19 protein-coding genes and 1 pseudogene are annotated in these 20,873 nt (G+C 70.0%); 16 read left to right on the top strand and 4 right to left on the bottom strand.

The window, feature by feature from the left end:
• The coding region (locus WCJ52_RS04245; protein ID WP_336902058.1) for an NUDIX hydrolase at positions 1-624 on the top strand (624 nt) is incomplete at its 5' end.
• 172 nt (positions 625-796) lie between these two features.
• A complete protein-coding gene (locus WCJ52_RS04240) occupies positions 797-1,753 on the top strand; it encodes an alpha/beta hydrolase (RefSeq protein ID WP_336902057.1) in 957 nt (318 codons plus the stop codon).
• A 27-nt stretch (positions 1,754-1,780) separates the two neighbouring features.
• Here WCJ52_RS04240 and WCJ52_RS04235 read toward each other — a convergent pair whose 3' ends face one another.
• Positions 1,781-2,620 carry a methyltransferase domain-containing protein gene (locus WCJ52_RS04235; RefSeq protein WP_336902056.1) on the bottom strand — a complete coding sequence of 280 codons (840 nt, stop codon included), beginning with the start codon at positions 2,618-2,620 and terminating at the stop codon, positions 1,781-1,783.
• Between the two features lie 93 nt (positions 2,621-2,713).
• Between WCJ52_RS04235 and WCJ52_RS04230 the strand changes: the two genes are divergently transcribed.
• Entirely contained in the window at positions 2,714-3,763 is a 1,050-nt protein-coding gene (locus WCJ52_RS04230; protein ID WP_336902055.1) for a serine hydrolase domain-containing protein, read from the top strand.
• Positions 3,764-3,770: 7 nt separating this feature from the next.
• Here WCJ52_RS04230 and WCJ52_RS04225 read toward each other — a convergent pair whose 3' ends face one another.
• Positions 3,771-5,231, bottom strand: coding sequence for an NAD(P)/FAD-dependent oxidoreductase (locus tag WCJ52_RS04225; protein WP_336902054.1), 1,461 nt, complete (start codon positions 5,229-5,231; stop codon positions 3,771-3,773).
• A 309-nt stretch (positions 5,232-5,540) separates the two neighbouring features.
• On the opposite strand from WCJ52_RS04225, the gene WCJ52_RS04220 reads away from it, so the two are divergent.
• The 4 genes from WCJ52_RS04220 (at position 5,541) to WCJ52_RS04205 (ending at position 7,822) form a co-directional block, all read left to right on the top strand.
• Entirely contained in the window at positions 5,541-6,008 is a 468-nt protein-coding gene (locus WCJ52_RS04220) for a TerB family tellurite resistance protein (protein WP_336902053.1), read from the top strand.
• Positions 6,005-6,190, top strand: coding sequence for a hypothetical protein (locus WCJ52_RS04215; protein WP_336902052.1), 186 nt, complete (start codon positions 6,005-6,007; stop codon positions 6,188-6,190). The genes WCJ52_RS04220 and WCJ52_RS04215 overlap by 4 nt, the downstream gene beginning before the upstream one ends.
• 124 nt (positions 6,191-6,314) lie before the next feature.
• Positions 6,315-6,914 (top strand): DUF4893 domain-containing protein, encoded by a 600-nt coding sequence (locus tag WCJ52_RS04210; RefSeq protein WP_336902051.1) that lies wholly within the window; start codon positions 6,315-6,317, stop codon positions 6,912-6,914.
• A 14-nt stretch (positions 6,915-6,928) separates the two neighbouring features.
• Complete coding sequence (locus WCJ52_RS04205) at positions 6,929-7,822, top strand: phytanoyl-CoA dioxygenase family protein (protein ID WP_336902050.1); 894 nt, start codon at positions 6,929-6,931, stop codon at positions 7,820-7,822.
• A gap of 50 nt (positions 7,823-7,872) precedes the next feature.
• Here WCJ52_RS04205 and WCJ52_RS04200 read toward each other — a convergent pair whose 3' ends face one another.
• Positions 7,873-9,174 (bottom strand): ABC transporter permease, encoded by a 1,302-nt coding sequence (locus WCJ52_RS04200; protein ID WP_336902049.1) that lies wholly within the window; start codon positions 9,172-9,174, stop codon positions 7,873-7,875.
• Positions 9,171-10,115, bottom strand: a complete 945-nt coding sequence (locus tag WCJ52_RS04195; RefSeq protein WP_336902048.1) for an ATP-binding cassette domain-containing protein — start codon at positions 10,113-10,115, stop codon at positions 9,171-9,173. Before WCJ52_RS04195 ends, WCJ52_RS04200 begins: the two co-directional genes overlap by 4 nt.
• A 119-nt stretch (positions 10,116-10,234) precedes the next feature.
• Between WCJ52_RS04195 and WCJ52_RS04190 the strand changes: the two genes are divergently transcribed.
• The 9 genes and pseudogenes from WCJ52_RS04190 to WCJ52_RS04150 all read left to right on the top strand — a co-directional run.
• Positions 10,235-13,066: a [protein-PII] uridylyltransferase gene (locus WCJ52_RS04190; RefSeq protein ID WP_336902047.1), complete on the top strand. Its 2,832-nt coding sequence runs from the start codon at positions 10,235-10,237 to the stop codon at positions 13,064-13,066.
• A 57-nt stretch (positions 13,067-13,123) separates the two neighbouring features.
• A complete protein-coding gene (murJ, locus tag WCJ52_RS04185; protein WP_336902046.1) occupies positions 13,124-14,785 on the top strand; it encodes a murein biosynthesis integral membrane protein MurJ in 1,662 nt (553 codons plus the stop codon).
• A gap of 116 nt (positions 14,786-14,901) precedes the next feature.
• Positions 14,902-15,936 (top strand): tryptophan--tRNA ligase, encoded by a 1,035-nt coding sequence (gene trpS, locus WCJ52_RS04180; protein WP_336902045.1) that lies wholly within the window; start codon positions 14,902-14,904, stop codon positions 15,934-15,936.
• A 41-nt stretch (positions 15,937-15,977) separates the two neighbouring features.
• Positions 15,978-16,466: a universal stress protein gene (locus WCJ52_RS04175; RefSeq protein WP_336902044.1), complete on the top strand. Its 489-nt coding sequence runs from the start codon at positions 15,978-15,980 to the stop codon at positions 16,464-16,466.
• A gap of 21 nt (positions 16,467-16,487) precedes the next feature.
• The gene (locus WCJ52_RS04170) at positions 16,488-17,828 is read left to right on the top strand and encodes a nucleotide sugar dehydrogenase (RefSeq protein WP_336902043.1); all 1,341 of its coding nucleotides are present in this window, start codon (positions 16,488-16,490) and stop codon (positions 17,826-17,828) included.
• A 59-nt stretch (positions 17,829-17,887) separates the two neighbouring features.
• Positions 17,888-19,300: a 3-isopropylmalate dehydratase large subunit gene (leuC, locus tag WCJ52_RS04165; RefSeq protein ID WP_336902042.1), complete on the top strand. Its 1,413-nt coding sequence runs from the start codon at positions 17,888-17,890 to the stop codon at positions 19,298-19,300.
• Positions 19,297-20,091 (top strand): VOC family protein, encoded by a 795-nt coding sequence (locus WCJ52_RS04160; RefSeq protein ID WP_336902041.1) that lies wholly within the window; start codon positions 19,297-19,299, stop codon positions 20,089-20,091. The genes leuC and WCJ52_RS04160 overlap by 4 nt, the downstream gene beginning before the upstream one ends.
• Complete coding sequence (gene leuD, locus WCJ52_RS04155; protein ID WP_336902040.1) at positions 20,088-20,702, top strand: 3-isopropylmalate dehydratase small subunit; 615 nt, start codon at positions 20,088-20,090, stop codon at positions 20,700-20,702. The genes WCJ52_RS04160 and leuD overlap by 4 nt, the downstream gene beginning before the upstream one ends.
• A 32-nt stretch (positions 20,703-20,734) precedes the next feature.
• A pseudogene (locus tag WCJ52_RS04150) lies at positions 20,735-20,873 on the top strand (3-isopropylmalate dehydrogenase); the annotation flags it as partial.

The raw sequence follows: 20,873 nt of genomic DNA, 5'->3' as shown, positions 1-20,873 counted from the left end.
TATCCCCGGCCCGCCGTTGCCACCGATATTGTCATCCTGTCCCTGGAGACGGGAACCCTTCGACTGCTGCTCGTCCGCCGGGGCGCCGACCCCTTTGGCGGCTGGTGGGCCCTGCCCGGGGGCTTCCTGCAGGAGACCGAGGACCTCGACGCCTGTGCCCGCCGGGAGACGGAGGAGGAGACGGGGGTCCGCCCTGGCCGGATCCTGCAGTTCGCCAACTTCAGCCACCCCGACCGCGACCCCCGCGGCCGTGTGATTTCCGTCGCCTACCTCGCCCTGGTTCGCGCGGGGGAGGTCCGGCTGCAGGCGGGGACGGACGCCGCCGAGGCCGACTGGCGGAACCTTTCCGAGGTCGGGACCCTAGCCTTCGATCATGACGATATTCTGGCCGCCGCCCTTTCCCGTCTCGCAACCGAGGTCCGGGCGGATCCCGGCTTCCTCCTGCCCCTCCTGCCGCCGGCCTTTACCCTGGCCCGGCTCCAGGCGGCCTACGAAGCCGCTATCGGCAGGACTGTCGACAAACGCAACTTCCGCAAGCTCGTCGAGGAGTCCGGGAGCCTGCGCGCCCTCGACGAATTCGAGCGGGGCCCGCACCGCCCGGCGCGGCTTTACGCGCCGCGCTGACGCGCCGGGATCGAGACGGGCAGGATCAAGACAGAATGGACCGGTCAGTCCATCAGCCTCTGCATGAGATAGGTAGATTCCAGGACCTAGCGCAGGGCCCTCTCGCCGCCGACTTGTCGTCTTGCCGGCGACGGGCCATGATTTCCTCTGATCTCCAATCTGCGGAAACGCCATGTCCCATTCCTTCTCCCGCCACCTGGTCGACCCCGAGCTCCTGCCCATGCTGGACGCCTTCCCGACGGCGGTCCTGACCGAGGCCATGCTGCCGGGCATGCGGGGCCGGGCCTCCTGGTTCCCCGCCGACCCCAAGGATGCCGAGCGGACCGACCAGGTCCGTCGCCTCATCCCGGGCCGGGCCGGGGATCCGGATGTCGAGGTCCTCATCTACCGGCCCCGGGGCGTCGAAGGGCCCCTGCCCTGCATCCTGCACATCCATGGGGGCGGCTATGTCTCCGGCCGGGCCGACGGCAACGAGGCCGTGCACCGGCCCATGGCCGCCGACCTCGGCTGCGTCATCGTCACGGTGGCGTACCGGCTGGCCCCCGAGACCCGGTTCCCGGGCGCTGTCGAGGATTGCTACGCCGCCCTGGCCTGGACCCTGGCCAACGTCGCTGAGTTGGGGGTCGACCCGGGCCGGGTCGGCGTCATGGGCGAGAGCGCGGGCGGGGGCCTGGCCGCTGGCCTTGCCCTGCTGGTCCGGGACCGGGGCGAGTACCGCCTCGCCTTCCAGCACCTCATCTATCCCATGATCGACGACCGCACCTGCACCCGCCCCGACCCGCATCCGACCGCGGGCGAGTTCATCTGGACGCCGCACAACAACCGTTTCGGTTGGGCCGCCCTGCTCGGGCATGAGCCCGGGATCGAGGGGGTCTCGCCCTACGCCGCCGCAGCCCGGGCCGAGAGCCTGGCGGGCCTGCCTCCGACCTTCATCGCGGTCGGTGCCCTAGACCTCTTCCTGGAGGAGAACCTGGAATACGCCCGGCGGCTGACCCGGGAGGGAATTGCGACCGAGGTCCACGTCTATCCGGGTGCCTTCCACGCCTTCCAGGTCATGCGCGGTGCCCGGGTGGCCCAGGCGGCTGAGCGCGACAGCCGCGCCGCCCTTGCGCGGTTCCTGAACGGCTGAGGCCCAGGGTCAGGGTCAGGGTCAGGGTCAGGCCGGGTTGCCGGCGCTCACCATCCAGGTCGCCGACGGCATGTAGACGGCCTCGCCCCGAAGCCAGGGCGACACCGCTTCGCGGACGCGGTCGCGCAGCATGGGGGCGAGGTCTGGCCGCTCGCGCAGGATCGCCCCCAGGGGCCCGACCCGGAAGCTCATCTCCACCGTCCCCTCCAGGTCCAGGCCGCCGATCGCCTCGTCATGGGGAGCGATATCGACCCCGGTAAAGCCGGCCTCGGCCAGGATCCACCGCACCCGGTCCGGGTCGGCAAAGGCGAAGGGGCCCGGCGCCCCGGGCTCGGGCGGCGGGGCTGGCGGGATCAGGCCCGCGGCGGTCTCGGCGGGCAGGCGCATCCAGAGGTTCTCGGCCAGGGGCCGCCAGCAAACGAAGGCCAGGCGGCCTCCCGGCTTCAGGGCACTGCGCAAGTTGCAGAAGGCGGCCACAGGGTCAGAGAAGAACATCACGCCGAACCGGGAGAAGACCGCGTCCCGGCCGCCGGGAAATGCCGCGGTCTGGGCGTCGGCCTCACGGAACTCCAGGCCCCGGGCACCAGCCGCCGCCGCCCGCTGGCGGGCGACCTCCAGCATGGGGACCGAAATGTCGAGACCCAGGACCCCGCCCTCCGCACCGACCCGCCGGGCCAGCTCCAGGCTGGTGTCACCGCAGCCGCAGCCGACATCCAGCAGGGTCTCTCCCGGGGCTGGGGCCAGCCGGTCCATGGCGGCCAGTCCCAGGGGACGGATCTGCCGGTCGATCTGGTCCTGCTTGCTGGCCCAGGTGCGCCCGGCGGCGTCATTCCAATAGGCGACCTGGGCCGCGTTCGCCGCACTCATGCCGAATTTCCTTCCGATTACTGCCGAACAGGCACCGGCTTGTCCCGGGACGCCCAGAGCCTCACCCTGCCGCTTCCAGACGGACTCCGCCAGATGCCCTTCCGCCGATCCCTTCTCGCCCTTGCCTTCGCCCTGGGCCTCGACCTGTTCGGCCAGGCCGCCGCGGCGGTGCCTGCGCCCGCAGGCCTGGAGGCCGGCCTCGACGCCATCCTCGCCCGGGGCGCGCCCGGCGTCTCCGTCCTGGTCTACCGGAACGGCGACCTGCTCTACCGGATGGACCGCGGCCGCATCGCCCTTGATGAACGCCTACCCGTCGCCTCGGCTTCAAAATGGATGGCGGCCGCCCTGGTCATGACCGTGGTCGATGAGGGCCGCCTGTCCCTGGATGAGCCGATCGGTCGGCGCCTTCCGGAATTCCAGGGCCCGTCCGGCGAGATCACCCTGCGCCAGCTGCTCTCCTACACCGCCGGCCAGGGCAGCCTGCTGGGCATGTCCGACCTCCTGCAGGACACCGGGATGACCCTGGCCGAGTCCGCGGCCCGGATCGCCGGGCGCCCCCAGGCGGATCCCCCGGGAACGGTCTTCCGGTATGGAGGCCCGTCCTTTCAGGTCGTCGGGGCCCTGGTGGAACAGGCTACAGGCCAGAGTTGGGCTGACCTCTTCGAGGCGCGCATCGCCAGGCCGCTGGGCATGACGTCGACCACCTGGGGTCACCCCCTGCGCCCGGATCTCGATCCGGCGACCGTCCGCAATCCCAACCTCCAGGGCGGGGTCTACAGCACCGCTGCCGACTACGGCCGCTTCCTGGGGATGGTGGCGGGAAGGGGCGTCCTGGACGGCCGGCGCGTGCTCTCCACGGCCGCTGTCGCCGAGTTGGAGACGGTCCAGACAGCCGGCAAGCCCATGGCCTATCGGCCCCCGGGGATGTCGGGAGTCGACGCCTACGACCTTGGGAACTGGTGCGAGGTCGCCGGGGCGGACGGCGCCTGTATCCTGGCCTCCAGCCCCGGAGCCTTTGGCGTCTATCCCTGGATCGACCGCCGGACCGGCCTTTACGGCCTCTTCTTCCTGAAGCACCAGCTGCCGCTTGTTGTGGACCCCATCCGCGAGGCCCGGGCCCTCATCCTGTCCGCCGCGCCCTGACCCCGCCTCAGGCCGACAGGGCGTAGTCCTCAAGGACAGGCGCCTTCATCTCGGCCTCGAAGGTCTCGTAGGACCAGGGGTAGGTGGCGACATTGCCATGGGCGTCGAAGTACCAGCTGCGGCAACCTGAGGCCCAGATGGACCCGGTCAGCTTTTCCTTGAGCGCCTGGGTCCAGGCCTGTGTGGGCGCCTCCCGGGGCGTGATCTCCCGGGCCTGGCCTTCGACCAGCAGGTCCACCAGCTGCAACACATAGTCCAGCTGGCGCTCGGCGGTCATCAGGAAGGAGAAATTGCCCAGGGGGCTGTTAGGGCCGCCCAGCATGAACCAGTTGGGCAGGTCGGGAACCGTCACTCCGCGATAGGTCACATTGCCCCGGGCCCAGGTTTCGGACAGCCCCCGGCCGCTACGCCCGGTGATCCGCATGTCGCCAAAGGGGTGGTGGGCGTCGAAGCCCGTGGCCAGGACCAGGACGTCCAGCTCATGGAGCCGCCCGTCCGCCGTCCGCACCCCGCCGGCCTCGATCCGGGCGATGGCGTCGGTGACAAGCTCGGCGTCCGGCCTCTGGATGGCCGGATAAAAGAGGCTCGAGACGATCAGCCGCTTGCAGCCCATCCGGTAATCGGGCGTCAGCCGGGCCCTCAGGCCGGGGTCGGCGACCGTGTTCAGGTTATCCAGGCAGGCCTGGGCCATGCGGTCGTAGACGTCCGGCGCCTCTCCGGCCACCGCTGCGCAGAAGGCGCCGTTGAAGGCCTGGGCGAGGTGGGCGTACTGGTCTGCCAGGAGGGCTGGGTCCGCCCGGTAGGCGGCGCGCTTGTCGTCGGCGATCGGCAGGTTCGGCTCGGGCAGGATCCACTGCGGGGTGCGCTGGAAGAGGCTGACCTTCTCGGCCCGGTCAACGATGGCCGGGACGATCTGGATGGCCGTGGACCCGGTGCCGATGACCCCGATACGCTTGCCCTCCAGGGCGACCGAGTGGTCCCACCGCGCAGTGTGGAAGGCAGCGCCGGCAAAGGCCTTCAGGCCCTCGATGTCCGGGAGCGAGGGATGGTGCAGGATTCCCACGGCAGTGATGACGGCGTCGAACCGCCCCTGGGGTCCCTGGTTGGTGACGATCTCCCAGGCGCCGTCCCGCCAGTCCGCCGACAGGACCTCGCTGTTGAACCGGACCCGGGCCTCGACCCCGTAGTCCGCCGCCACCTTGCGCATGTAGGCCTGGATCTCCGGGCCCGGGGAGTACTTGTGGCTCCACTCCGGGTTGGGGGCGAAGGAGAAGCGGTAGAGGTGCGAGGGCACGTCGCAGGTGATGCCGGGATAGGTGTTGTCCCGCCAGGTCCCGCCCGGCTCCCCGGCCTTCTCGAAGATCACCACGTCGCTCACGCCGCGCTCGCGCAGCCGGATGGCCGCGGCGATACCGCCGGCGCCGGCGCCGATCACCGCAATCCTCAGTCCCTGTCCGGTCCCGGCCATGAAGATCCTCCTGCTGAAAGGCGATTGTCCTACAGACGCGCGCCGCGGGAAAGACCTCTGCGCCTAGCCTGGAATACGGCCTTCAGGGGCAGTCGGCGCAGACCCGGCGGCGGATTTTTTCGGGTCGGCCCTTGAAGGGGTTGGGCGGCAAACCCAGATGGCTGGGGCGGGCCGGGCCCCTCTGACGCTTCCAATGAAGTGTGATGTCGGACCGCATCGGGTGCGCTCGATGCCGGGTCCGGGGCCTTCCCTTCCCCCCCAAGCCAGCCGGCTTCGGCATCGGGCGCTCCCAACCAGAGGAGAGCCATGATGAAGACTTCCCAATTGCGAACCCATGACCGCCAGCCGGTGTTCGAAGATGCCTGGACCCCGGGTGGCCTCGTCCAGTTCGAGGCCCTTGTCAGCGCCTGCGCCCTTGTCGCCCAGTCGGACGGTTGGGTCACCCCCGAGGAAACCCTCCGCGTCACGGAGCGCATGCGCACCCTGCCTGCGCTCGACGGCTTCGGGATCGGCGACCTGATCGAGGCCTTTGAGGCCCGGATCGAGGATTTCAATCGGGATCCGGAGGCGGCGCTGGTCATGTCCGAGGGCACGATCCGCCGGCTCCGGGACAAGCCGGACGCCGCCCGGCTTGTGGCCTCCGCCGCCTGCGCCGTGGCGTCGGCGGACGGTGGATTTGACGCAGAGGAAAGGGCGGCTATCCTAAGGATCTGCGCCCTGCTGGTCCTGTCCCCCCAGGAAGTGGATCTGGTGGCGCCGCGAAGGAGGCCGAAATGAATGTGGCGCCGCAGGATCCCATGGCCTGGATGTACGTCCAGCCTGCTGCTGTTTCGCCTGTTCCCGGCTCTGCGACCGCCACGCCCGTGAGGCCAGCCGACCCCTCTTCCAATTCAGAGATGGGGTCCGACGAAGACCGGCGTCCCCGCGACCCCCAGCGCAAGGTGGACATCAGGGTCTGAACCGGTCTCCAGGCCACCGCCCCCGCGTTCAGCGTCTTCGCGTGCCAAGGGGACTCGCCCTGGTTCCGTACCGGCGCCATGATCCCTTTCGCGCTTGCGCAGTGGTAACCTGGAGGCGGACGCCGTGAGATTTCCCAGGATGTTCATCCGGATCGCTCTCGCGGCCTGCATCGCTGGACCGGCGCTTGCCGACGGCGCCGTGGTCGGCCTGCTCACGCCTGAGGACAAGGGACGCCTCGTGCGCGTCGATGCCACCCGCGCCGCGGCCCTTGCGGACGCCCGGGCCCATGGCGCGCCAGCGGACGTCGCCACCCTCAACCAGGCCATGTCCGGAACCCTCCTCTCTGTGCGCAAGACAGACCTGGCGGGGGACTGGCGGTGCCGCACCCTCAAGCTGGGCAAGTCTGCAGGCCTGGTGGTCTATGGCTGGTTCCGGTGCCGGATCGTCGATGACGGCGCCGGCTGGCGTCTCGACAAGCTGACGGGTTCCCAAAGGGTGAGCGGGCGCTTCTACGATGACGGCGAGACCCGGATGATCTTCGCAGGTGCCCAGTCCCTGGGCGACGAGCCCCGCCAGGCCTACGGACGCCCAGGCGCCCGGAACCAGGTTGGTGTCGCCGTGCGGCCGGGCCGGGACCGGCTCCGGCTGGAGTTTCCCGAGCCGCAAGTCGAATCCGACTTCGATGTGATGGAGCTCGAGCGGGTGCGGCCCGCCGGGAAGTGATCAGGAGGTCGCCCATGTCCCAACTCGTCCACCTTCCGGCCGACGCCGATCCTGACCAGATCCAGACCCAGCTGGTCGCCGACGGCGCGGTGATCCTGGACGGGGTCCTGACGCCGGGGGAGGCCGACGCCGTCCGCTCTGAGATGGATCCCTGGGTACAGGCCACCGCCCCGGGGCGGGACCGGTTCACGGGTTTCAGGACCACCCGAACCGGTGCCCTGGCCGCCCGCTCAGCCCTCTGCCGGGACCTGATCCGGGATCCCCGGATCCTCGCCCAGTGCGACCGGCTCTTGCTGCCCGCCTGCGAGCGCTACCAGCTGCATCTCGGCCAGGTTATCCGCATAATGCCGGGTGAGACGGCCCAGAGCCTGCACAAGGACCGGTGGGCCTGGGGCGCGCACCTCAAGGGCATCGAGCCTCAGCTCAACACCATCTGGGCCCTGACGGACTTCACCCGGGACAATGGCGCCACCCAGGTGGTCCCGGGCTCCACCGCCTGGCCCGACGACCGGCGGGCCGACCCCTCCGAGGTCACCCAGGCGGTCATGGGACGGGGCTCGGTCCTCATCTACACCGGAAGCGTCGTACATGGAGGCGGGGCCAACACCTCCGACGGCGACCGGGTCGGGCTGAACATCACCTACGCCCTGGGCTGGCTGCGGCAGGAAGAGAACCAGTACCTGGCCTGCCCGCCCGAGATCGCCCGGACCTTTGACCCCGCCCTCCAGGACCTGCTGGGCTACGCCATGGGTTCATACGCCCTCGGCTACTACTCCCCGCCCACCGCCCCCGGTGCTGATCCTGAGGTGGTGCCGCCCAACTATGTCCTCGGCCGCCGGACGGAAGGCTCCACCCTGGGTTCAGCCGCCGACCTCGCCGCCCTGAACGGGGACGTCAGGGGCGGCTAGGACGCGGCTGCCGGGACAGGGCCAGGAATACGCCGTCGGATGGCCGCGATTCAGTTCCGGGCGGTTAGGCTGCGGCGGATAAGGGACCAGAGCGTGGTCTGGCCCTGGGACAGGGCCCCTGTGCGGTAGGCCTGGACTCCGACCCCTATGGCAGCAGCAGTGGTCAGCCCCATCAGGGCCAGGCCCGTCAGGACTTCCCAGGCCGGCGCATTGTCCACGACCCTCAGCAACATGAGGAAGGGCGTGAAGGGGGGGATCAGGGCCGCGATGCGGATGATGGGGGAGTCTGGCGACTGCAGGGCCGAGATCACCAGCAGAAGGGGAATGATCATCATCATGCTCAGGGGCGCCGCCAGGCTCTGGGCCTCCCGAGGCGTCTGGCAGAAGGCGGCCAGGCCGGCGAAGAGGGAGCCGTACATCAGGAACCCGGACACCAGGAAGACCAGGGCCCAGGGCAGGAGCCCCCGGGCGAAGAGGGCCTTGGACAGCCCCTCAGTGAGTCCGGGCGGAAGGTAACCGGCGGCGAGCAGGCCCGCGCCCAGAAGGGCCCCGAGGACGGTCAGGAAGAGGAGAAGTATGCCCAGGACCTTGCCAAGCAGAAGCTCTGCGGGATGGGCCGAGGTGACCAGGACCTCGATCACCCGGCTGGATTTCTCCTCGATCACGCTGCCCGAGATCATTCCGGATCCCATCAGGATCATCATGCAAAGGAGGTAGGACACACCCACTGCAGCCATCTGGGGAATGCGGTCTCCCATCTTGATCTCGCCCGCGGACGCTTCCGGTGAGTAGGTTTTGACCTCAATCTGCGCCGAGGCGATGTTATCGATCCGCTCAGTATCCAGGCCTGCAGCGCGCATCCGTTCCTTCTGCAGCCATTCCGTCAGTCGGTCTTCCAGCTCGCCGGACAGGTCGATGAGGCGGGCGCGCGGCGTCCAGAGGCGGGCGTCGAGTTTGTCGGGTGTCCCGGCCAGGACCAGGATTGCGGGCAGATTGTCGGCCTTCCCCGCTGCGGCGTAATAGGCGGTGATGAGGTGCCCCGCCGCCTCGGGAGTCCGGGCACCCGCGATCTCGGCCGGCAGGGGCGCGAGGAGGGCGGGGCGTTCGCTGGGCAGGTTCCGCGTGTCGCCCTCGCGAATCCGCGCGCTCAGGTCATTCCCGGGGGAGCCCGCGCCGAGTCCGGTGAGGTCCAGAACTGCCACCTTCGCCGCCGGCGCTTGGCGGGCGATGAGGGCCGGGATGCCAATACTCGCCGCGGTGATCACCGGGAAGGCGACCAGGGCCAGGAGGAAGCCAGGCGTCAGCAGGTAGGCCAGGTACTCCCGCCTCAGGATGATCAGCAGACGCCTCATGCCCCGGCAACCTCCGGCAGGTCGGCCCGGGTTCCGGTGAGCAGGAGGAAGGCCTCATGCAGTCCCGGTTCGCGGGATTCGAACCGGCGGATCGGCAGGCCAGCCCGGAAGGCGGCAGAGAGGGTCTGGTGCGCCTCGACCCCCGGGGACAGCCAGACCTCCAGGCGCCGTCCCTCCGCAAGATCCGAGGCCGCGACCTCCGCCACGCCGGGCAGGGCCGCGATGGACTCGGGGGTGAGGTCGCCCTCCAAGATCAGGCGGCCGGGCACCCGGCTACGGGCCTGCTGGACCGTACCGTCAAAGACCTTCCGTCCCCGGGCCAGGAGGACCACCTGGTCGCAGAGCCTTTCGGCGTGGGACATGACATGGGTGGAGAAGACCACGGTCGCCCCGGCCGCCGCCCGCTCGCGGATCAGGGTCTCGAGCCCCTGCTGGTGCATGGGGTCCAGGCCCGAAAAGGGTTCGTCCAGGATCAGGAGATCAGGATCGTGGACCAGGGTGCAGACCAGGGCCACCTGCTGGGCCATGCCCTTGGATAGCCGTCGGATCTGGGTGTTGAGCGAGGCGCCGAGGCCAAGTCCCTCCAGGAGGGTTCGGGCCCTTTCGCGCGCGGTGCGGGCGGGAACGCCCTTGAGCGAGCCCAGGAAGCCCGCGGCCTGCAGGGGCGTCATCCGGGGATGGAGGCCTCGCTCCTCCGGCAGGAAACCAATGCGATCGCGCACCCTCCGGCCGTCCGCAGCGCCGAGCACATCCAGCCGGCCCGACGTCGGCGCGACCAGTCCCAGGATCATCCGCAAGGTGGTGGTCTTTCCGGCGCCGTTGGGGCCCAGGAATCCAAAGACGGCCCCCCGCTCTACCCGGAAACCCAGGCCGTCGACCACGGCCCGGTCCCCGAAACGCCGGGTCACCTCGGTCAGCTCAAGGGCGGGTGCCTCGGCCATGCAGGGTCCCTCCGGGTCCAGCCTCGATCATGCTCCGACTTGGGGACCCGGGCAATCGGGGGAACTCGACAGCCGACGAGCCTGACGCGGCCAGCAAATCGCGCCTATATCTGGGCTTGATGTCCAAGCGCCTGCACCCGACCCGTATCGAACACGTCCTGGACGGGGTCAGCCTGCGCGCCCGGCTGTCGGCGGCGGCCCTCGACGCCCTCGGGGACGAGGCCGAGCAAAGGCGCCGTGCGCTCGACATCCTCCGCCAGGCCCTGTTCCGGGGGCGGATGATCGCCAAGGAGCGCCTGGAGAACGGCGCCGGCGGGATCGAGTCGGCCCGGCTGCTCTCGGCCGTCACCGATGAGGTGGTCAGCGCCCTCTACGACTTCACGACGGTCCATGTCTTTCGGGCGCGCAATCCAACGGAGGGCGAGCGCCTGGCCCTGATGGCCGTAGGCGGCTATGGGCGCGGGACCCTGGCGCCCTTCTCCGACCTCGATCTGCTGTTCCTGCGGCCCTACAAGCAGACGCCGCACGCGGAAAGCGTGATCGAGTTCATGCTCTATGCCCTGTGGGATCTGGGCTTCAAGGTCGGCCACGCCTCGCGCACGGTGGACGAGTGCCTGCGGCTCTCCCGCGAGGATTTCACGATCCGCACCTCCATCCTCGAGGCTCGGCACCTGACTGGCGACGAGGCCCTGGCGGGGGACCTGCTCCGCCGGTTCCGCGATGAGGTGGTGCGGGGCACCGGTGCCCAGTTCGTCGCCGCCAAGCTCAAGGAACGGGACGAGCGGCACGTCCGCGCAGGCGTCAGCCGCTACATGGTCGAGCCTAACATCAAGGAGGGTAAGGGCGGCCTGCGCGACCTCAACACCCTGTTCTGGATCGCCCGCTACCTGAATCCTGTCGCCAGCGCCGACCGGGCCAGTGGTGTGATCCAGCTGGACATGTTCGACCGCCGGGAGGTCGCTGGATTCATCCGCGCCATCGACTTCCTGTGGGCGGTGCGCTGCCACATGCACTTCGCCACCGGCCGGCCGGAAGAGCGCCTGACCTTCGACCTGCAGCCTGCCATCGCCCGGCGGATGGGCTATGGCGACCGGGGCGACGCCCCCGCCGTGGAACGATTCATGCGGCGCTACTTCCTGATCGCCAAGGAGGTCGGGGTTCTGACGCGGGTCTTTGCCGCCAAGCTCGAGGAAGAGCGGGTCAAGTCGCAGCCAGGGCCTCTGTCGCGGCTCCTGCCGGGCCGGGGCCGTTCGCGCCGACGGGCCGTGGCGCCAGGTTTCTACGCCGAGGGCGGCCGCCTGCATGTGGACGGTCCCGAGGTCTTTGAGGCCGATCCGGCCAATCTCCTGCGCTTGTTCCTGCATGCCGACCGCGAAGGCCTGGACCTGCATCCCGATGCCTTCACCGCGGCCTCGCGTCACCTCGCCCTCATCGGGCCGAGGGTGCGCCGGGACCCGACAGCGGCTGCGGTCATGCTCGAAATCCTCGCCCATGGCCGGGACCCGGAGCGGACCCTGACCCTGATGAACGAGGCCGATGTCCTTGGCCGGTACCTGCCCGAATGGGGCCGCATCGTCGCCAAGATGCAGTTCAATATGTACCATTCCTACACCGTGGACGAGCACACCCTCAGGGCGGTGGGCGTGATCGCCGGGATCGCCGACGGCCGCTTTGCCGAGGACCACCCCCTGGCCACGGCCATCATGCCCCTGATCAGCGACCGCGAGGCCCTGTTCCTGGCCATGCTGCTGCATGACACCGGCAAGGGCGGTGCCGGCGGGCAGGAAAAGGCGGGTGCCCGGGCGGCGCGCCAAGCCTGCGAGCGCCTTGGACAGACCCGCAAGCGGATCGAGCTGGTCGCCTGGCTGGTCGAACATCATCTGGTCATGAGTGACTACGCCCAGAAACGTGACATCTCCGATCCCCGTACCGTGTTGGACTTCGCCCGGATCGTCGAGACGCCCGAGCGGCTGAGACTGCTCCTGGTCCTGACCGTGGCGGACATCCGCGCCGTGGGCCCCGGAGTCTGGAACGGCTGGAAGGGCCAGCTCCTTCGCGAGCTCTACCGGGCTACCGAGGCCCTGTTCCGGGGTGGGCGCGGGGCGCAAGACGCCGCTGCCATCCGCCGCTACCACGAGAACGCCGCCTACGATGCCCGCATTCGCCTGGCCGGATCCAGCCCGGCCCTGACCGAGTGGGCCCAGTCCATGGAGGACGCCTACTTCACCGCCTTCACCGACGACGAGGTCCGGGCCCACGCCGCCCTCGTCCGGCGTGCAGCGGAGTCCGGGGCCGCTACCGCCTGCCGGATCCGTCCCGACATGAACGCCGCTGAGGTCTCGGTTTCGGCCACCGACCGGCCGCGCCTCTTCGCCGACCTCGCCGGTGCCCTCAACCTGGCCGGTGCAAACGTCATGGGCGCGCGCGTGCACACGTCCCGCCGAGGCGAGGCCCTGGATGTCTTCTTCGTACAGGACGCCTCCGGGGCGGCCTTCGGTGCCGACAATCCCCGCGCCCTGGACCGGCTGCTGTCCCTGCTGGAGTCCGCAGGCCGGGGAGAGCGCCTGAAGCGCGATGGCCGCCCGTCGGCCGAGCTGGGCCGGGCCGCCGCCTTCGCCATCACGCCCACGGTCATGCTGGATAACGACGCTTCGGAGGCGGCGACCGTGATCGAGGCCACCGGACGCGACCGGCCAGGACTCCTGTCCGCCCTGGCAGAGGTGATCGCCGATTCGGGTCTATCGATCATCTCGGCTCACATCGACGGTTATGGCGAGCGGGCGGTGGACGCTTTCTACGTGGTCGACGCCCTGGGCCGGAAGATACAAGATCCCGGCCTGGTTTCCCGTCTGCGTGCGGACCTGACCGCAGCCCTTGAGCTCGCCGAGGGAGAGGGCCCCGGCCGCAGCCGCGCCCACCTGCAGAGGGCACGCGCCAGCGTCGCCCGCTGAGGCCCCCCGGTCCCCGCCGTCTTGACCCGCCCCCATGGCCGAGCGCATTCAGGCCAGGTGAACGCTTCTCCTTCCCAGGCGCCTGCGCAGACCCCTTCCTCCCCGCCGCCAGCCACGGGCGGCGGCCTGATCCGGTCCTCCATGGTGTTTGCGGGACTGACCCTGGTCAGCCGCTTTCTGGGCCTCGCCCGGGACCTGGTGATCACCGCCCGCATGGGCGCCAGCCTAACCATAGCCGCCGACGCCTATTTCACCGCCCAGGCCTTCTCGAACCTGTTCCGGAGGGTCTTCGCCGAGGGTGCCTTCGCCGCCGCGTTCGTCCCGGCCTATGCCCGTAAGCTGGCGACTGACGGCGACGCCGAGTCCAACCAGATGGCCACCGACGCCCTGGCCGCCATGGCGGCCACCACCGTGGTCCTGACCATCCTGGCCCAGCTGGCCATGCCCTGGATCATGCTGGTCTACTCGCCCGGTTACATCCAGGACCCGGCGAAGTTTCGCCTTGCGGTGGCCCTCACGCAGATCACCATGCCCTACCTGCCCTGCATGGTGGTGGCCTCCCTGCTGGCCGGGGTCCTCACCGCCCGCGGCCGGTTCATCATCTACGGCGCCTATCCGGTGATCCTGAACATCGGCATGCTGGCGGCGGTCCTGCCCCAGAGGGATCCCGTCGCCGCTGCCTACGCCGCCTCCTGGGCGACCATCGTCTCCGGCGTGGCCCAGGCCGGGCTCTGCGCGTGGGGCGTGCGCCGCACCGGTGCCCGGATCCGACTGGCCTTGCCCCGGCTGACCCCGGAGGTCCGCCGGCTTATCCGCCTGACCATCCCAGGCGCTGTGGCCTCTTCTGCCGTCCAGGTGAACATCTTCATCTCCACCATGCTAGCCTCCCATGTCCCGGGTCTGAGGGTCTGGATGAGCGTCGCGGACCGCTTCTACCAGCTGCCCCTGTCCCTGGTCGGAACGGCCATCGGCGTGGCCCTTCTGCCGCAGCTCTCCCGGGCCTTCACGCAGGAGGACCCGCAGGAAGGCCGTGCGGTCCTGGACCAAGCCCTGGTGTTCGGCATGGCCCTCTGCCTTCCCGCCGCCGCCGCCCTGGTGGCCATGCCGGTCTACCTGGTGGACGGCCTCTTTACCCGGGGCCAGTTCATACACCGGGACGCCGTCGCCTCCGGGCTGATCCTCCTCCAGTACGGGTGGGGCCTGCCCGCCTTTGTCCTTGTGAAGATCCTCCAGCCCGCCTTCTTCGCCCGGCAGGACACGCGCACGCCGATGATCTTCGCCCTAGTCTCGGTGGTGGTAAATATCGCCTTCGGGGTGGGCCTGTTCCACACCCTGGGCTTTATCGGCCTGGCGGCGGCAACCAGCATCGCCACCTGGATCACTGTGGCCCAGATGGGCATCGCCCTGCACCGCCGGAAATCCTATTCGCCCTCGGCCAGAGCCTGGGGGCGTCTCGCCCGGATCGGGCTCGCAGCGGCCGGCATGGGCGCCTTCCTTGCCTTTGCGGCCAGCCGCCGGCCGGAACTCGAGGGCCTTCTGGGCGACGTGTCCCTGGCCGGGCTTCACGCCAAGGAGCTGACCGTCCTGGCGGTCTGCCTCGCCGGCGCGGTCGTCTACGGGGTCCTGCTGTTCGCCCTTGGCGGACTGACCCGGGCGGAGGTCCGCGCCGCCCTGCGCCGGCGGGGCGGGGCCCCTGCAGGCGAGCCGGACTTGTCCTGAGGCCGGTTCGGCGCTATTCGCCCCCCATGCTCCGGTGGTCCGAACCTAACTTGCGATGGCGCTGCGGCTGATCCGCCGCCTCTTCGTACGCCTTCCTTCCGGAGCCCTGAGCCTCCATGACCGACACGCCTGCCCCCGCCTATTCCGGCCCGTCCCGCGTCCTGTCCGGCGTCCAGCCGACGGGCGCCCTGCACCTGGGCAACTATCTCGGCGCCCTGGTGAAGTTCACCCGGCTGCAGCATGAGATGGAGACCTTCATCTTCGTTGCTGACCTGCACGCCATCACCCAGTGGCAGGACCCGAAGAAGCTGAAGGATCAGGTGCGGGAGATCGCCGCCGCCTACCTGGCCTCGGGCCTCGATCCGAAGGTCGCTACCATCTTCCCGCAGTCGGCCGTGCCCGCCCACGCCGAGCTCGCCTGGGTATTCAACTGCGTCGCCCGCCTGGGCTGGCTCGACCGCATGACCCAGTTCAAGGACAAGGCGGGCAAGCACAAGGAGCGCGAGAGCGTCGGCCTCTACACCTATCCGGTGCTCCAGGCCGCCGACATCCTGCTCTACCGGGCCACCCACGTGCCGGTGGGCGAGGATCAGCGCCAGCACCTGGAGCTGACCCGGGACATTGCCGCCAAGTTCAACCACGACTTCGGCGTCCCGGGCTTCTTCCCCCTGCCCGAGGCGGTGGTGGAGGGACCGGGTGCCCGGATCATGTCCCTGCGCGATGGCTCGGCCAAGATGTCCAAGTCCGACCCCTCGGACAATTCGCGGATCAATCTGACCGACGACGCCGACGCCATCGCCCAGAAGATCCGCAAGGCCCGGACCGATCCCGAGCCCCTGCCGGAGACCCTGGACGAACTGGCCAACCGGCCCGAGGCCCTCAACCTGGTGGGTATCTACGCTGCCCTCGAGGGACGCACCTCCGCCGGGGTGCTGACCGAGTTCGCCGGCCAGGGCTTCGGGGCCTTCAAACCGCGCCTCGCCGACCTGGCGGTGGCGAAGCTGGGGCCCGTGGGCGAGGCCATGCGCCGGTTCCTGGCCGACCCCGCCGAGATCGACCGCATCCTCTGCGCTGGCGCCGACCGGGCGCGGGAGGTCGGTGCGCCCGTCCTGGCCGAGGTCAAGGCCACGGTCGGCTACTGGGCAGGCTGAGAGGCCTTGCCTAGCCTGCGGCCACGGGCCACGGTCCGGTCATGAGCCCGACCCCTGAGCGCTCGCGCAAGTTCCTGGTGATTGCCGACGGCAGCGCCGAGTTCGCAGCCGCCCTTCGCTTTGCCTGTCGCCGGGCCCGGTCGACGGGCGGGACGGTGGCGGTGCTTCAGGTCCTCGCCCCCGCCGTCTTCGAGCACTGGTCCGGCGTGCGGGACGAGATCGAGCGCCAGGCCCGCCAGTCGGCGCTCGAGGCCGCCGCGGCCTTCACCCCCCTGGTCCAGGCCGAAACCGGCCGCGATCCTGAAGTCATCCTCGTGCAGGCCGACGACACCCGTGATGCCTTGCGCAAGGCCATCAGCGCGGACAAGGACATCAAGATCCTGGTCCTGGCGGCGGCCACAGGCGGCCGCAGCCCGGGCCCCCTGGTCGCCTCCATCGCCCGTGAAGGCGTCCGCTGGGGCGGCCGAAACCTTCCTGTCACCATCGTTCCCGGCGATCTGTCTGACGCCGAGATCGACGATCTCGCCTGACCCCGGCAAGGGAGCCCGCGCATGACCCCGCCTGACGCCAGTCGTGTCCTGATGGACCGGATCCAGTCGCGAAGCGCCACCGTCGGCGTGATCGGGCTCGGCTATGTGGGCCTGCCCCTCGCCCTGGCTGCAGTGGAGGCCGGCTTCCAGGTGCTGGGCTTTGATATCAATCCTTCCCGGGTGGAGGCCATCGGCGCCGGTCGCCAGGTCATCAACTACCTGGACCCGGCCCTGATGCGGGCCGCCCTGGACGCCGGTCAGTTCTCGGCGACCACCGACTTCAGCCGGCTTTCCGAGGCGGATGCCGTCATCATCTGCGTCCCGACCCCGGTGACCCGCAACCGGGACCCGGACCTGTCCTACGTCCGCGCCAGCGCCGCCTCAGCCGCCGCCGCCCTGCGTCCGGGCCAGCTGGTCGTCCTGGAGTCGACGACCTGGCCGGGCACGACGGACGAGGTGGTCCGTCCCCTTCTGGAGGCCGGAGGCCTGAAGGTCGGGCGCGAGGTCTTCCTGGCCTTCTCGCCCGAGCGCGAGGATCCCGGCAATGCGCACTTTGGCACCCGGACCATCCCCAAGGTGGTGGGGGCAGACGACCCCCACTCCCGGGCCCTGGCCGTGGCCCTCTACGAGGCCATGATCACCCGGGTGGTGCCGGTCTCCAGCGCTGCAGCCGCCGAGGCCGTCAAGCTGACCGAGAACATCTTCCGCTCGGTGAACATCGCCCTCGTGAACGAGCTGAAGCTGGTCTACGACGCCATGGGCATCGACGTCTGGGAGGTGATCGACGCCGCCGCCACCAAGCCCTTCGGCTACATGCCCTTCTATCCGGGGCCGGGCCTGGGCGGGCACTGTATTCCGGTGGACCCCTTCTACCTGACCTGGCGGGCCCGGGAATTCGGGATGGAGACCCGCTTCATCGAGCTGGCGGGGCAGATCAATACCGCCATGCCCGGCCTGGTGGTCGACCGCCTGGCCCGCGCCCTCAGCGACCATCTGGCCCAGGCCCTCAAGGGGGCCCGCATCCTGCTGATCGGCGCTGCCTACAAGAAGAACGTGGACGACACCCGGGAGTCGCCGTCCCTGGTGCTGATCGAGGCCATCGAGGCCCGGGGCGCGGCCTGCGACTTCCATGACCCGCTGATCGCCGAGATCCCGCCGACGCGGGAGCATCCGGGCCTGGCTGGGCGGCGGTCCGTCGACCTGACGCGCGAGGCGCTGGCCGGCTACGACGCCGTCCTCATCGCCACCGACCATGACGCCGTGGACTACGCCCTGGTCTCCGAAGCCGCCCGCCTGGTGGTGGACACCCGCAACGCCATGGCCCGGCGCGGCCTGCCCGGCGAGCGGGTGGTCAAGGCCTGACCGTCTCCGGGCGCGTCCTGCGCTGGACACCGGTGGGCCTAGCCCCCTAGATGCGCGCCATGGCTGGCAAGACCCTCTATGACAAGATCTGGGATGCGCACCTCGTCGCCGAACAGGACGGCGAGGCGATCCTCTACATCGACCTGCACCTGATCCACGAGGTGACGACGCCGCAGGCCTTTGCCGGCCTGCGCGCCAACCGACGGAGGGTCCGGCGCCCGGACCGGACCCTGGCCGTGGCCGACCACAACATCCCCACCGAGGGCCAGGGCCTGGGCGTGGGCGCCGTCGCCGACGAAGAGGCGCGCCTGCAACTCGCCACCCTCGAGCGCAATGTCGCCGAAAACGGCATCGAATTCTTCCCCATGGGGGACATCCGCAACGGCATCGTCCACGTGGTCGGGCCCGAGCAGGGCCGCACCCAGCCGGGCATGACCATCGTCTGCGGCGACTCCCACACCTCCACCCACGGCGCCTTCGGGGCCCTGGCGCACGGCATCGGCACCTCTGAGGTCGAGCATGTCCTGGCCACCCAGACCCTGCGCCAGAAGAAGGCCAAGAACCTGCGGGTGGTGATCGAGGGGGCCCCCGCCCCCGGCATCGGCGCCAAGGACTTCGCCCTTGCCGTGATCGGCGAAATCGGTACGGCGGGCGGTACGGGCTATGTCATCGAATACGCTGGCGACGCCGTCCGCGCCCTGTCCATGGAGGGCCGCATGACCCTCTGTAACCTGACCATCGAGGGCGGCGCTCGGGCAGGCCTGGTGGCGCCGGACGAGACGACCTTTGACTATCTGCGTGGCCGTGCCTCGGCCCCCAAGGGCGGGGCCTGGGACATCGCCCTGGCCAGCTGGAAGGCCCTGTTCTCCGATCCCGACGCCGTCTTCGACCGGGAGGTCCGGATCGATGCCTCGGCCATCGCCCCCCTGGTCACCTGGGGCACCAGCCCTGAGGACGTGGTTCCGGTGACCGGCGTCGCGCCCTCGCCCGAGGCCTTCCCCAGCCCGGACAAGCGGGCCGCCGTCGCCCGCGCCCTCGAGTATATGGGCCTGGAGGCTGGACAGCCCATCGCCTCGGCCAAGGTCGACGTGGTCTTCATCGGTTCCTGCACCAACAGCCGGATCGAGGACCTCCGCACCGCCGCCGACATCGTGCGGGGCCGCTCGGTGGCACCCGGCGTGCGGGCCATGGTCGTCCCGGGCTCCGGACTGGTGAAGGCCCAGGCCGAGGAAGAGGGGCTGGACGAGATCTTCCGCGCGGCTGGCTTCGACTGGCGTGAGCCAGGCTGCTCCATGTGCCTGGGCATGAACCCCGACCGCCTGGCGCCTGGCGAGCGCTGCGCCTCCACCTCCAACCGCAACTTCGAGGGCCGGCAGGGCCGGGGGGGCCGCACCCACCTGATGAGCCCGGCCATGGCCGCCGCCGCCGCCCTCGCTGGCCACATCGCCGACGTCCGGGACTACCTGCGGTGATCCTGGGCCTGGACCATGTGGTCGTCCCGGTGGACGACGTGGAGGACGCCGCCGCCCGCTATGGCGTCTTCCTGGGCCGGGAGCCGGCCTGGGAGGGCCGGGTCGATGGGGTCCCCGCCAGCGTTTTCGTCCTGGCCAACACCGCCCTCTGCCTGCGGGCCCGTCGCGAGGACGACCCCGGCGAACTCATCGTCCTGAAGGTCGGCGACCTGGACGCCGCCGTGCGCCTGGCTGGACGCCGGGGCCTGCCCGCCCTGGGCGAGGAGACCACCTTCGGCGACCGCCGTCTGGTCCGCCTGGACCCCGCCGCGGCGGGCGGCCTCAACCTGGCCCTCGTCTCGGGCGATGGTCCCGGCCTGTCGGCACCTGTCGTGTCCGAGGCCTCCGCCGTCAACGCCCTGGACCATGTGGTGATCAGCGCCCGCTCCGGGGACCGGGCCCTGGCGCTCTGGGGCGCACGCCTGGGCCTCGACCTGAGGCTCGACCGGTCCAATACCGCCTGGGGCGCCCGGCAGATGTTCTTCGCCTGCGGGGGCCTGGTCATGGAGGTCGTCCTGCGCCTGGGAGAGGCCGAGACGACGGACCAGCCCGATGCGTTCAACGGCCTGGCCTGGGGCACCGCCGACGCCGACGCCGTCCAGGGCCGCCTTTCCGGCCTCGGCTTCAACGTCTCGGAGGTCCGCAACGGCCGCAAGCCCGGAACCCGCATCTTCACCCTCCGCGAGGGGGTACCCTTCTCGCCCACCGTGGTGCTGCAACAGAATGCCGGAGGGGCTGGAGCGGACGGATGAAAGCCTTCACCAGACTGGATGCCCGGGCCGCCCCCCTGCCCATGGCCAATATCGACACCGACCAGATCATCCCCAAGCAGTTCCTCAAGACCGTGGAGCGCGAGGGCCTGTCCCGGGGCCTGTTCTATGACCTGCGCTTCGACGGCGACGGGGGGCCGCGCCCGGACTTCGTGCTCAACCGACCCGAATATGCCGGTGCCGGCGTCCTGGTCACCGGTGACAACTTCGGCTGCGGTTCCAGCCGCGAGCACGCCCCCTGGGCCCTGATGGACTTCGGCATAACCTGCGTCATCGCCTCGTCCTTCGCCGACATCTTCTACAACAACTGCTTCCAGAACAGCCTCTTGCCAGTGGTGCTCAAGCCCGACGAGGTCCAGGCCCTGACGGGCGAGTGCCTTGGCGGCAACCACATGGTCAGCGTCGACCTGGAGGCCCAGACCGTGACCTCGCCCTCCGGCAAGGTCTTCGCTTTCGAGATCGATCCGTCCCGCAAGACCAAGATGCTGAACGGCCTCGATGCCATCGGCGAGACCCTGTCGGTCGCCGCCGACATCGACGCCTGGGAAGCGGGCCGCACCCTGACCCATCCCTGGCTTGAGCGCGCTGGCTGATCCCGCCCCCAATTCCCCCGAAGAGTTTCCGAATGACCGACCTCCTCCTCCTGCCGGGCGACGGCATTGGCCCCGAAGTCACCGCCCAGGCCCGCCGGGTCGCCGAGGCGGTCGCCCCGGACCTGTCCATCGCCGAGGCCCTGTTCGGCGGCTGCAGCTTCGACGCCCACG

It is taken from the genome of Phenylobacterium sp., from assembly GCF_037138395.1.
Taxonomy (GTDB): domain Bacteria; phylum Pseudomonadota; class Alphaproteobacteria; order Caulobacterales; family Caulobacteraceae; genus Phenylobacterium.
The sequence above is the reverse complement of the archived record's forward strand: the minus strand, read 5'-3'. Positions and strand labels throughout refer to the sequence as shown.